The following is a 12,934-nucleotide window of genomic DNA, read 5'->3' on the forward strand; positions in this document are numbered from 1 at the left end:
CAAGGACCGTTCGGGAGTGCGCTTTTAACAGGCGGGCGTTGTCCCGCAACGGTAAATGCCGCCATGTCGATTTTGCAGGCCATCAGAACCTTTTTCTTTTACCTGCTGTTGGGCACCAGTTCTTTCCTCTGGTGCACCCTGAGCTTTTTTATCGCGCCCTTCCTGCCGTTCAAGGCGCGCTATCGCTTTATCAACGTCTATTGGTGCCGCTGCGCGTTGTGGCTGACCAAGGTGTTCCTCAATATCCGTTTCGAGGTGAAGGGCGCCGAAAACGTGCCGGACCAGCCGTGCGTGATTCTGTCGAACCACCAGAGCACCTGGGAGACGTTCTTCCTCTCGGCGTACTTCTCGCCCCTGAGCCAGGTGCTCAAGCGTGAGCTGCTGTACGTGCCGTTCTTCGGCTGGGCCATGGCCATGTTGCGTCCCATCGCGATTGACCGTGACAACCCCAAGGCGGCGCTCAAGCATGTGGCCAAGAAGGGCGACGAGCTGCTCAAGGACGGCGTTTGGGTGTTGATCTTCCCCGAGGGTACCCGTGTGCCCTACGGCACCGTAGGCAAGTTCTCACGCGGTGGTACCGCGTTGGCCGTCAACGCCCACCTGCCGGTCTTGCCGATTGCGCATAACGCCGGCAAGTACTGGCCAAAGACCGGCTGGGCCAAGCGTGAGGGCACCATCACCGTAGTGATTGGCGAACCGATGTATGCAGAAGGTGAAGGCCCGCGCGCCATTGCCGCGCTGAATGACCGTGCTGCGGCCTGGAATGAAGCGCAGCAGCGGGCCATGGGTTCGCTGCCGCCAGAGCCGGTTGTGGTCGACACGCCGGTGGTATGAGCTTCTGTGGATAACCTGTGTACGGTTTGTTGGCGAATTGGTCTTTTTGACTTATAAGAAGCTGATTTACTTACATATTTCCCAAGCTCATAAAATAGCGGAAAAGGTGCATAAGTTTTTCTCGCAGAAAAAAACCGGTCCTTGGGACCGGTTTTTTATGCACAGCAGGAAAGTGGGTTTTCTCACTCTTCCCACAGCGGCAACTGCAGGCTGAACGTGGTGCCTTTACCGACCACGCTTTCGCAACTGATCCGCCCTCCATGACGCTCGAGAACGGCTTTGACCATGGTCAGGCCCAGCCCCAGGCCTTCACTGCCCTGCGCGGAATCGAAGCGTCGGTACTGGCTGAACAGCTCCGGTAAATCCTGCGCAGCGATCCCCGGCCCCTGGTCACTGATACGGCATTCCAACCAACCTTGCACAGTGGCGTGACTCAGCCGGACGGTGGTACCCGACGGGGAGTATTTGATCGCGTTCTCCAGCACGTTGAACAACGCGCGCGTGAGCAACGATTGATCGGCCCACACCATGCCCTCATCGGCTTCATCCAGGTCGTGCACCAAGTGAATGCCCTTGAGCTGGGCGATCAACGCGACTTGATCAAAGGCATCCATCACCAGCATCGCGAACAGGGTCGGCTGGAATTGATAGCCATCAGCCTCGGCTTTCGCCAGCTGTACGAACGACTCGGTAAGGCTCAAGGCGCGTCGTACCTGCTGCTCGATCTGGGCGAATACCGGTGACTCGCCGTTGTGCACATCCAGCAACGCGAGGATCGCCGAGTGCGGCGCGCGCAGGTCATGGGAGAGGAAGCGCAGCATGGTCTCGCGATGCTGCTGGGCATCACGCTCCTTGCTCAGGTCCGTCAGGCTCAGCAGCCAACCCAATGCGACGTCACCTTCAGCCGGCAGCAAGGGGGCCAGCTCCATGCGCAGGCTACGCTGGCGGATATCTCGGAACTCGATGAGTTCGAGTGCGGACAGGGCAGGGCGCACACCATTGTGCAGCGGTGGATAACCGAGGTCGGCGAGTTGTTCGATGAGGTTTTCGTTGACCAGGTCATTGCCGAACACCTCACGGGCAATGCGATTTGCCAGCAAAATATTGCCGCCGGGATCGGTGATCAGGGTGGCTACCGGTAAGCACTCCAGGCCATCGGCCATAAAGCGCCGCGTATCTCGCGTGCGGCTCACGGCTTGCTCCAGCGCGAATATACGCCCCTGCAACACATCACCATGGCTGGCAGGCGCGCGCCGGCGCTCGGGCAGCACTTTGGGCTCGTTATCCAGCCGCGCCAGCTCCCAGCCGAAATAGGCGAGGATCGCGCTCAGGCGCCGCCAGTTCCAGATCAGGTAGCTCAGTAACAAACCAATCAAGCAGGCCGCCGGCGACCACCAGTGGCCCAGGCGCAGCAGCGCCCAGGCACCGAACAACGCCGTGGCCATGCAGCCCAGGGTCATCCATAGCGCATAGCGCGGGCGGTACAGCAACAATCCCAGCAACAATGCGACCAGCGACGTCGCCAGGGTTGCCGCCAGCCATGCGGGCACGTCAACGATGCTTCGCCCTTGCAGCAAGCCATTGAGCACATTGGCCTGGATCTCTACGCCGGCCGTGGTGCCAACGGTGGAGGAGAGGGGCGTGACGAATCGATCGCCCATTCCGGAGGCCGTGGCGCCCACGAGAATCAGACGGTCGCGCAGTTGCTCGGGAGGCACCTCACCGTTTAATACGCTGACGTAGGACACACTAGGGAAATGCGTGTGCGGCGCAATGAACGGAATGCGAATGGCATGCTCCCGGTGCCAGTGTTGATCGACCGGCTCGCGTGCCTCCCCCGGCATCGGCGACTTCTCACCGCTCATCTCGTAGGCCAGCCATGCCAACTGCGCAACGGCAGCATCCGGTGGGCCCTCGCGCATATACAAGCTGCGCACCACGCCGTCGTTGTCGGCTTCCACGTTGATATGGCCAACGCCCCTGGCGCATTTCAGCAGCGCCGACATTTGCTCGCCTGGCCGGCTGTAGCTGGCGGTGCTATCGCGCAACAGTGGCAACAACACGTTACCGGCATTGCACACGGCATCGGCCAGGCGTTTGTCATTAACTGGGTTGCCGGGCTCGCTGAAGATCACATCAAACAGGATGCCGGCGGGTTGTGCGGCATTCAGACGGTCGATCAGGTCGGCGTGCAAACTGCGCGGCCAAGGCCATTGACCGAGCTTTTTCACGCTCTGATCGTCAATCGTCACCAGCAAAATACGCGGGTCCACCGGCAGTGGGGTCAGCCGACGCAGGCTGTCATACAACGGGTTGTTCAAGGCAAGGCCGGGGCTCAATGACAGATAGGCCGTGATCGGCAGCAGCAGTAAACCGATCCACAGCCACTCGCGGACCAGGCCATGGAACAAGCGCTGGGCGTGGGTGGGCTGGCGTTTCTCGGGCTTGCCCCAGAGCATCATCGGTCAGCCACCGGTAGCCTGCGCCTGTACGGCGGGCGGGTAGTAGAAAATGTCATAGACCCCGGTTTCTCCTTCCAGTCCGTGGGCGTCATACGCCGACAAACGCACGTGATAAAACGACGCCTTGAGCCCAGTGAAGCTCATTTTCGGCTCACTGGAGAAGTTTTCCTGCTTGATGTTCATGAAGGCTTTATCAGTCGCCACCTGGGCGCGATAACGTTGCGCGCCCGCCAATGGCCGCAGGTATAGACGCCAGACTGGCGCGTCGCCTTTCTGCCCATCCTGGCCAATGAGTTTCGGCGCGGGCAGCAACGCTAACGGCTCAAGCTCGCCTTGTTTCTTGAACAGCAGCCCTTGTCGCGCGCCGACTTTGACTTCGCTGTCAGACGGGCCAGCCTTGATGTCACGGTTGACCGCGACGTGGCCGTCGAGTACTTCGAGCACCGATTGCTCACCATCGTCGCGCACTCGAAAATGTGTGCCACGTACCCCCAGCACGCCCACCGGCGTGACGATCTGGAAGCGATCATAATCGGTGGCCCGCTTGATCACATACGCTTCGGCCTGGCCTTGTTCGAGTATCACTTGGGGGATCAACTGCTTCTCGTCGAGGTGCAGACGCACCTGGGAACTGGACGGCAGCACCACCCGAGAACCGTCGCCGAGCAACAGGCTGACAAATGCCGCAGCGGATGTTCTCACCCCCTCTTGCTCATCAATGGTCATGCCCTCCTGCAAAGGCGTCACATTGCCGTGTACATCGAGCTTCCAGGCTTCCCCGGTCAGGTGCTGGACAACAGCCGGCAACGGCTGCGCACGGCACAGGGTATGGTCATCGATATAGGCCGGCCGCGCTTTGGCCGATGCACCCGCAACCCCTACCGCCAGGATCAACAGTGAGGGAAGGGCGCGAAGTATTGAATGGGGGGAAAGCGTCATGGTTCTCATCAATGTCCAGGTTCCAGAGGACGTCTGACATCGGCACGCGGGCATTTACGGCAGCGCATGTGTCGGCTGATCCTTTTACTTACCCTCGGGAGCCGGTATCTTTCCCACAGAGGTACCCAGGACTTTCAGGGGGTTACGGCCCTTTGATATCAGCGTACCGAGAGATCCAAGGGGTCGTCGGATCTGACCACAATTATTCAGATTCAATGGCCGGCAACTGCGCAGTATGTGCCGTTATTCTTTGGCAGTCGGCTGCCCTATATTAAGTACAAAGGACCCTCGACATGCGTGTCGCAATACTGGATGACGAACCTGCCGAGTTGCGGCGGGTGGAACAGACACTGCGACAGATACCCGGCACCGCGGAGCAGCCTTGGTCCCTGCATTGCTTCGAGCGTGGTGAAGACCTGCTACGCCAACTGCGCCGGGAAACCTTTGACCTGCTGATACTCGACTGGCAACTGCCCGATATCACTGGCATCGCCTTGCTGCGCTGGACCCGCGAACACATGGAATCGCCGCCCGCCGTCATCATGCTCACCAGCCGCGATGCCGAGAGCGATATCGTCACGGCACTCAACAGCGGCGCCGACGACTATGTCAGCAAACCCTTTCGTCCTAACGAACTGAAAGCCCGTGTCTCTGCAGTATTGCGTCGCCACGGCCTGCAGAAGTCGGCGACCCAAGAGGTGCAAAGCTTCAACGACCTGACCTTTGACGATGCCGAACTGACAGTGACCCGAGCCGGCAAACCGATCAACCTGACCGAGCGTGAATACCGCCTGGCCAGTTGCCTGTTCGCCAACTTGGCCCGACCGCTGTCCCGTGAGTACCTCTATGAGCGCTTCTGGACTCATGAAGAAATGGTCTCGTCTCGCCCACTGGATACGCATATCTACCGGCTGCGTAACAAGCTTGGGCTGACGGCGGATCGGGGTTGGCAACTGTTGACGATCTACGGGTATGGGTATCGGCTGGAGAGTGTCGCAACGGCGCCATCGCCCAACTAAAATGGCGATGTTCCACGTGGAGCATTTAAAAAATGCCCAATAAAAAAGGCCAACGCTGAGCGTTGGCCTTTTTGTTTTTAGCGGTCTTGCCTGATCAGAAGTCCAGGTTGGACACCGCCAATGCGTTGCTTTCGATGAAGTCACGGCGAGGTTCGACCGCATCACCCATCAGGGTGTTGAAGATCTGGTCTGCGCCAATGGCGTCTTCGATGGTCACGCGCAGCATGCGACGCTGAGCCGGGTCCATGGTGGTTTCCCACAGCTGATCCGGGTTCATTTCGCCCAGACCTTTGTATCGCTGGATGGTGTGACGCTTGGTGCTTTCAGCCATCAGCCAGTCAAGGGCTTCCTTGAATTCCTTGACCTGCTTCTTGCGTTCGCCACGCTGGATATAAGCGCCGTCGTCCAGCAGGGTGCTGAGTTGCGCACCCAGGGTTACCACGGTCTTGTAATCATTGCTGCCGAAGAAGTCGCGGTTGAAGGTGACGTAGTTCGATAGGCCGTGGGAGATCAGTTCGACCTCTGGCAGCCAGACATTACGTTCACGGTCTTCGCGCAGACTGGCTTTGTACACCAGGCCAGATTTCTCCACTGTGCGCAGGCGCACTTCGTACTGGGCCAGCCAATCCTGCATGTGAGCGTGGTCACCCAACTGCTCCAGGCTTACGGATGGCAGGTAGATGAAGTGCTCGGTCAATTCTTGCGGATACAGGCGCGACAGACGCTTCAGAGTCTTCATCACCATACGGAAGTCGTTAACCAGGCGCTCCAGCGCCTCACCGGAAATGCCCGGGGCTTCGTCGTTCAAGTGCAGGCTGGCATCTTCCAGGGCCGACTGCGTCATGTACTCTTCCATGGCGTCGTCGTCTTTGATGTATTGCTCTTGCTTGCCCTTTTTCACTTTGTACAACGGCGGCTGAGCGATGTAGATGTAGCCGCGCTCGATCAGCTCCGGCAACTGACGGAAGAAGAACGTCAGCAGCAGGGTACGGATGTGCGAACCGTCGACGTCAGCATCGGTCATGATGATGATGTTGTGGTAGCGCAGCTTGTCGATGTTGTACTCGTCACGGCCGATACCGCAGCCCAACGCTGTGATCAACGTGCCGACTTCCTGAGAGGAAATCATTTTGTCGAAGCGCGCCTTCTCGACGTTGAGGATCTTGCCCTTCAACGGCAGGATCGCCTGGGTGCGACGGTTACGACCCTGCTTGGCGGAACCGCCAGCGGAGTCACCTTCCACCAGGTACAGCTCGGAGAGGGCAGGGTCCTTCTCCTGGCAGTCAGCCAGCTTGCCTGGCAGGCCGGCGATATCCAGCGCGCCTTTACGGCGGGTCATCTCGCGAGCTTTACGCGCCGCTTCACGGGCACGAGCCGCGTCGATCATCTTGCCGACAACCAGCTTGGCTTCGTTCGGGTTTTCCAACAGGAAGTCCGAGAAGTACTTGCCCATTTCCTGTTCGACGGCGGTCTTCACTTCGGAAGACACCAGCTTGTCTTTGGTCTGGGAGCTGAACTTTGGATCCGGCACTTTCACCGAAATAATCGCGGTCAGGCCTTCGCGCGCATCGTCACCGGTCGTGGCAACTTTGTGCTTCTTGGCCAAGCCTTCGGCTTCGATGTAGGTGTTCAGGTTACGCGTCAGTGCGGAACGGAAACCCACCAGGTGAGTACCACCGTCGCGCTGAGGAATGTTGTTGGTGAAGCACAACAGGTTCTCGTTGAAGCTGTCGTTCCACTGCAGGGCGATTTCCACGCCGATGCCGTCTTCGCGCTGGATGTTGAAATGGAACACCTGGTTGACCGCAGTCTTGTTGGTGTTCAGGTATTCAACAAACGCACGCAAGCCGCCTTCGTACTTGAACAGCTCTTCCTTGCCGCTGCGCTCGTCCTTGAGGACGATACCTACACCGGAGTTGAGGAAGGACAATTCACGAATCCGCTTGGCCAGGATGTCCCAGCTGAAGTGGATGTTCTTGAAGGTTTCAGCCGATGGCTTGAAGTGGATCTGAGTACCGGTCGATTCGCTGTCGCCAACGATCTTCATCGGCTCTTTCGGTACACCGTGGACATAGGTCTGTTCCCAGATCTTGCCACTGCGGCGAACGGTCAGGATCAGCTCTTCGGACAGTGCGTTCACCACCGACACGCCCACACCGTGCAAACCACCGGATACTTTATAGGAGTTGTCGTCGAACTTACCGCCGGCGTGGAGCACGGTCATGATGACCTCTGCTGCCGAAACGCCTTCTTCTTTGTGCACGTCTACCGGAATACCGCGACCGTTGTCGCGCACGGTAATCGACTCATCCGGATGGATGATGATGCTGATGTCGTCGCAGTGACCGGCCAAAGCTTCGTCGATGGAGTTGTCGACCACCTCGAACACCATGTGGTGCAGACCGCTACCGTCATCAGTGTCGCCAATGTACATACCGGGACGTTTGCGTACGGCATCCAAACCTTTCAGCACTTTAATGCTGGTCGAGTCGTACGTGTTTTCTTCGCTCATGCCTTCACTCCCGATGGTCGTGGGTCTGGGTGATACGGCCTTGTTCCACGTGGAACAAAGCGACTGGCGTATCCGTGTGCCAGCCTTCCCTCAATAATTCGTGGTCTACACAGGTGATGAACACCTGGCAGCGTAATTCTTCCAACAAGCGGCATAACGCGCGGCGGTGCTGCTCGTCGAGTTCGGACGGCAAGTCATCCACCAGATAAATACACTGACCGCGGCGGGCTTGGCTAACCAAGTGGCCTTGGGCAATCCGCAGTGCACACACCACCAACTTCTGCTGACCCCGGGACAAGATGTCCGCGGCATTGTGTGCGCCCAATCTAAGACGCAAATCAGCCCGTTGAGGTCCGGCCTGGGTATGACCCATTTGCTGATCCCGCTGCAAAGACGTGGCGAGCACGGCACTCAGGTCGCGCTCTTTGTCCCAACCACGGTAATAACTCAGCGTCAGCCCCTCGAGATCTAGCAACTCGCTCAAGGTCTGCTCAAAGACTGGTTTCAAGGCTTTGATATAGGCGCGGCGGTATTCATCTATTTCGTCGCTGGCCAGGCACAGTTCCCGGTCCCAGGCCGCTTGCGAAGCGGCGTCAAGTGTACCATGCCGCAGCCACGAGTTCCGCTGCCGCAGGGCCTTCTGCAGGCGCTGCCAAGTGGCCATGAAACGCGGTTCCACGTGGAACACTCCCCAATCGAGGAATTGCCTGCGGATTTTCGGTGCACCTTCCAGCAGCCGAAAGCTGTCGGGATTGATCAGTTGCAGTGGCAGGATTTCCGCCAACTGCGCAGCGCTGCGGGCATTTTGCCCGTCGATGCGAATCTGGAACTCCCCACCGCGATCACGCGATATCCCCAGGCTGCTATGCCCACCTTCCGCCAGTTCGACTTGGCCAAATACCGTGCACGCCAGTTGCTCGTACTGAATAACCGGTAACAGGCGCGCACTGCGAAATGAACGGGCGAGACCCAATAGGTGAATGGCTTCCAGCACGCTGGTTTTGCCACTGCCATTGGCGCCGTGGAGAATATTGATGCGGGGGGAGGGGGAGAAGGTCACCGGGTGCAGATTGCGCACCGCGGTGACCGAGACGCGACTGAGGGACATCTAGCTTCTGCTGAGCATGATTACAGGCGCATCGGCATGACAACGTAAGCCGAGTCGTCGTTGTCGGATTCCTGCACCAGGGCGCTGCTATTGGAGTCGGACAGGATCAGGCGAACCTGTTCGGTCGTCATCACACCCAGCACGTCGAGCAGATAGCTCACGTTGAAGCCGATTTCCAGCGAGCCGCCGTTGTAGTCGACGCCCACTTCTTCTTCCGCTTCTTCCTGCTCCGGGTTGTTGGCCTGGATCTTCAGCTGACCATTGGCCAGTTGCAGGCGGATGCCACGGTACTTTTCGTTGGACAGAATCGCGGTACGGCTGAACGCTTCGCGCAGGGCCTGACGATCACCGATCACCAACTTGTCGCCGCCCTTAGGCAGTACACGCTCGTAATCCGGGAACTTGCCGTCAACCAACTTGGAGGTGAAGGTGAACTCGCCGGTGGTCGCACGGATGTGGTGCTGACCCAGGACGATACTGACGTTGCCATCCGGCTCTGTGAGCAAACGCGCCAGCTCGAGGATACCTTTGCGCGGCACGATAACCTGGTGGCGATCGGGCTGGCCAATGTCGGCTTTCATCGAGCACATGGCCAGGCGGTGACCGTCGGTGGCTACGGCGCGGATGATGCCTTCGGAGACTTCCAGCAGCATGCCGTTGAGGTAGTAACGCACGTCCTGCTGCGCCATGGCGAAGCTGGTGCGCTCGATCAAACGACGCAGTTTGCTTTGCTCCAGGCTGCACGTCAGCGAGCCCGGGCCTTCTTCCACGGTCGGGAAATCATTGGCTGGCAAAGTGGACAGGGTAAAGCGGCTGCGACCGGCCTTGACCACCAACTTCTGCTCATCAACCTTGATGTCGATCAGCGCGTCGTTAGGCAGGCTTTTGCAGATGTCCATCAGCTTGCGCGCCGGTACGGTGATCTCGCCAGGCTCGGCGGGTTCTTCCAGCTGCACACGACCCACCAGCTCGACTTCCAGGTCGGTACCGGTCAAGGACAATTGCTGGCCTTCGACCACCAGCAATACGTTGGAGAGCACCGGCAAGGTCTGTCGGCGCTCGACGACGCCTGCGACCAGTTGCAGGGGTTTCAACAGGGCTTCGCGTTGAATGGTGAAATGCATGGTCTAGTCCCTTGCCTTAATAAGCTGCGCTGGTGTCATCAAGTTGTCAGTGTACGCAGCAGGTTCTTGTAGTCCTCGCGAATATCCGCGTCGGATTCCTTAAGTTCATTGATCTTGCGGCATGCGTGCAAGACCGTTGTGTGGTCGCGACCACCAAACACATCACCGATTTCCGGCAGGCTGTGGTTGGTCAACTCCTTGGAGAGGGCCATGGCCACCTGACGGGGACGTGCCACCGAACGCGAACGGCGCTTGGACAGCAGGTCGGAGATCTTGATCTTGTAGTACTCGGCCACGGTGCGCTGGATGTTATCCACACTCACCAGCTTGTCTTGCAGGGCCAGCAAGTCTTTCAGGGATTCACGAATCAACTCGATGGTGATGTCGCGGCCCATGAAGTGCGAGTGCGCAATGACCCGCTTGAGCGCGCCTTCCAGCTCACGCACGTTGGAACGAATGCGTTGGGCAATAAAGAAAGCAGCATCATGCGGCAGGTCGACCTTCGCCTGGTCGGCCTTTTTCATCAGAATCGCAACGCGAGTTTCCAGCTCCGGTGGCTCGACCGCAACGGTCAGGCCCCAGCCGAAACGTGATTTCAGGCGTTCTTCCAGGCCTTCGATTTCCTTCGGATAACGGTCACTGGTCAGGATGACCTGTTGGCCGCCTTCGAGCAGGGCGTTGAAGGTGTGGAAAAACTCTTCCTGGGAACGTTCTTTGCGCGCGAAGAATTGAATGTCATCGATCAGCAAAGCATCAACCGAACGGTAGAACCGCTTGAACTCGTTGATGGCATTGAGCTGCAAGGCCTTGACCATGTCAGCCACGAAGCGCTCCGAGTGCAGGTACACGACCTTGGCATTCGGGTTCTTCTTTAATAGGTGGTTACCCACAGCGTGCATCAAGTGGGTCTTACCCAAACCGACGCCGCCATAAAGGAACAGCGGGTTGTAGCCGTGCTTGGGGTTATCGGCGACTTGCCAGGCGGCCGCGCGGGCCAGCTGGTTGGATTTACCTTCGACGAAGTTCTCGAAGGTAAAGGTGCGGTTCAGGTAGCTGGTGTGCTTGAGCGCGCCTTCGACCTGTACGGTGCGCTGTTCGGCGCGGACCGGCGCCTGCTGGGAGCTGGCGCCTGCCATCGGGTCAAAACTGTCGCGGGACGGTTCTTCGTGTTCGGGCGCATTTTTTTGCGCGGCGGATTTCGAAGGTGTCGGCGCAGGAGCTGGCGTGTTGTTGACCGGTAAGGTCGCCGCCTGAACCTGCGATGCCGCAGCCGCCAACGGCGCGTTCGGCGCAGCACGCGGGACTGAACTGCGTTTGCTGCCTATTAATAAGGAGAGCACCGGCGCGAGACCATTGCCATGTTCATCGAGCAATTCGAGAACGCGGCTCAGGTATTTCTCGTTGACCCAGTCGAGGACAAAACGGTTAGGCGCATAGACACGCAACTCGTCGCCTTCGGCTTCGACCTGTAGCGGACGGATCCAGGTGTTGAATTGCTGGGCAGGCAGCTCTTCGCGCAAAAGCTCCACGCACTGCTGCCAAAGTTCCACTGACACGGATATCCCCTAAGTTGAAAGCCGGTGAGGCAAAAACAGCCGCCATTGTAGCGGCCAGCCGTCCACTTATCCACATGTAGGTTGCGCACAGGGCGCCCAAAATCAACGCGTTAAGTGAGAAAAAGGCGACCAATGGTCTGTGCATAAGCTCTGTGGATAAGCCTACCTAAGCTCGTTGTACAAGTGGGGTCGAAAGTCTGTGGGTAACTGGCCTGTGGATAACAACCTATTCCACACACAGCTTATCCGACAGTGCAGCACAGGCAGAGCACCGTTTTCCCCCGTAGTTGTCATTCTCTGTACAGCAGGCAGTACATGGCCTCAAGGTACTTATCCACAGAGGATCGCCTGCCTAGCTTTTATAAGCTTTACAGAAAAGCTTTAAATAACTTCCTTCTTTATTTTTATATCTATGGCATGGCTCGTGAAAGCCGAGCTCATGGGAAACGGCGGATGGCCGGTAAAGATCTAATTAAAGGAAAAGCTGGTTGGAAATTGACCTAGAGGCTTGCTTTCTCTAGAATCGCCGGTCTCTTAAAACGGGGGCCATTCCGGCCCGTTGTGGACGAACCAGGTAACAACGCCATGAAACGTACTTTCCAACCAAGCACCATCAAACGCGCCCGTACCCACGGCTTCCGTGCTCGCATGGCTACCAAGAACGGCCGTGCTGTCCTGTCGCGTCGCCGCGCCAAAGGTCGTGCGCGTCTGGCAGTTTGATAATCCGGTACTGGTGGTGAGTCAGGACTTCAGTCGGGAAAAGCGTCTGCTAACCCCCCGGCACTTCAAGGCAGTCTTTGACTCCCCCACCGGCAAGGTTCCGGGGAAAAATCTCCTGCTCCTTGCGCGTAACAACGATCTTGATCATCCCCGTCTCGGGTTGGTGATCGGCAAGAAGAGCGTAAAGCTCTCCGTTGAGCGCAATCGCCTCAAGCGTCTGATGCGCGAATCGTTTCGCCTCCACCAGGACACTCTGGTTGGTTGGGATATTGTTATCGTCGCGCGCAAAGGCTTGGGTGATGTAGAAAGCCCCGAATTGATTCAGCATTTCGGCAAGCTCTGGAAACGTTTGGCGCGTACCCACAAGCCAGCACCAGCAGTCAGCACCGAAACTGTAGGGGTAGACAGCCTTGATGCGTAAACTGGCCCTCGTTCCGATCCAGTTTTATCGCTATGCCATTAGTCCTCTGATGGCCAGCCACTGTCGTTTCTACCCCAGTTGTTCCTGCTACGCGTTAGAGGCCATAGAAAATCATGGTCTTCTGCGCGGTGGCTGGCTGACCTTTCGTCGTTTAGGTCGCTGTCATCCGTGGAATCCCGGTGGTTATGACCCGGTTCCACCTATCCCTACCTCCCGTTCTTCTTCGATGGCCGAGTAAT

The 12,934-nt window shown here is 58.1% G+C and carries 11 protein-coding genes; 5 read left to right on the top strand and 6 right to left on the bottom strand.

Features of this window, described 5'->3' with window-relative positions:
* The first annotated feature begins 63 nt into the window (after window positions 1-63).
* Entirely contained in the window at window positions 64-834 is a 771-nt protein-coding gene (locus NTD80_RS26095; RefSeq protein WP_065902705.1) for a lysophospholipid acyltransferase family protein, read from the top strand.
* Between the two features lie 182 nt (window positions 835-1,016).
* Here NTD80_RS26095 and NTD80_RS26100 read toward each other — a convergent pair whose 3' ends face one another.
* Window positions 1,017-3,296, bottom strand: a complete 2,280-nt coding sequence (locus NTD80_RS26100; protein WP_262135460.1) for a CHASE2 and HATPase_c domain-containing protein — start codon at window positions 3,294-3,296, stop codon at window positions 1,017-1,019.
* Between the two features lie 3 nt (window positions 3,297-3,299).
* Window positions 3,300-4,235 (bottom strand): FecR domain-containing protein, encoded by a 936-nt coding sequence (locus NTD80_RS26105; RefSeq protein ID WP_262135461.1) that lies wholly within the window; start codon window positions 4,233-4,235, stop codon window positions 3,300-3,302.
* Window positions 4,236-4,528: 293 nt separating this feature from the next.
* Between NTD80_RS26105 and NTD80_RS26110 the strand changes: the two genes are divergently transcribed.
* Entirely contained in the window at window positions 4,529-5,254 is a 726-nt protein-coding gene (locus NTD80_RS26110) for a response regulator transcription factor (RefSeq protein ID WP_106805570.1), read from the top strand.
* Between the two features lie 94 nt (window positions 5,255-5,348).
* Here NTD80_RS26110 and gyrB read toward each other — a convergent pair whose 3' ends face one another.
* From gyrB to dnaA, 4 genes are read right to left on the bottom strand one after another with little or no spacing between them, the layout of a single operon-like run.
* Window positions 5,349-7,766 (bottom strand): DNA topoisomerase (ATP-hydrolyzing) subunit B, encoded by a 2,418-nt coding sequence (gene gyrB, locus NTD80_RS26115; RefSeq protein WP_065902697.1) that lies wholly within the window; start codon window positions 7,764-7,766, stop codon window positions 5,349-5,351.
* A gap of 4 nt (window positions 7,767-7,770) precedes the next feature.
* Window positions 7,771-8,874, bottom strand: a complete 1,104-nt coding sequence (gene recF, locus NTD80_RS26120) for a DNA replication/repair protein RecF (RefSeq protein WP_065902696.1) — start codon at window positions 8,872-8,874, stop codon at window positions 7,771-7,773.
* 20 nt (window positions 8,875-8,894) lie between these two features.
* Window positions 8,895-9,998, bottom strand: coding sequence for a DNA polymerase III subunit beta (gene dnaN / locus NTD80_RS26125; RefSeq protein WP_053258802.1), 1,104 nt, complete (start codon window positions 9,996-9,998; stop codon window positions 8,895-8,897).
* A 38-nt stretch (window positions 9,999-10,036) separates the two neighbouring features.
* The gene (gene dnaA, locus NTD80_RS26130; RefSeq protein ID WP_262135463.1) at window positions 10,037-11,554 is read right to left on the bottom strand and encodes a chromosomal replication initiator protein DnaA; all 1,518 of its coding nucleotides are present in this window, start codon (window positions 11,552-11,554) and stop codon (window positions 10,037-10,039) included.
* 585 nt (window positions 11,555-12,139) lie between these two features.
* On the opposite strand from dnaA, the gene rpmH reads away from it, so the two are divergent.
* From rpmH to yidD, 3 genes are read left to right on the top strand one after another with little or no spacing between them, the layout of a single operon-like run.
* On the top strand, window positions 12,140-12,274 hold the full coding sequence (gene rpmH, locus NTD80_RS26135) for a 50S ribosomal protein L34 (RefSeq protein ID WP_003213577.1): 135 nt from the start codon (window positions 12,140-12,142) through the stop codon (window positions 12,272-12,274).
* Between the two features lie 13 nt (window positions 12,275-12,287).
* Entirely contained in the window at window positions 12,288-12,695 is a 408-nt protein-coding gene (gene rnpA / locus NTD80_RS26140; RefSeq protein WP_019816913.1) for a ribonuclease P protein component, read from the top strand.
* Complete coding sequence (gene yidD, locus NTD80_RS26145; RefSeq protein ID WP_010207715.1) at window positions 12,688-12,933, top strand: membrane protein insertion efficiency factor YidD; 246 nt, start codon at window positions 12,688-12,690, stop codon at window positions 12,931-12,933. The genes rnpA and yidD overlap by 8 nt, the downstream gene beginning before the upstream one ends.
* Window position 12,934 lies beyond the last annotated feature (1 nt).

Origin of the sequence: Pseudomonas sp. 13B_2.1_Bac1, assembly GCF_025466155.1 — a bacterium.
Classification (GTDB): Bacteria; Pseudomonadota; Gammaproteobacteria; order Pseudomonadales; family Pseudomonadaceae; genus Aquipseudomonas; species Aquipseudomonas aylmerensis.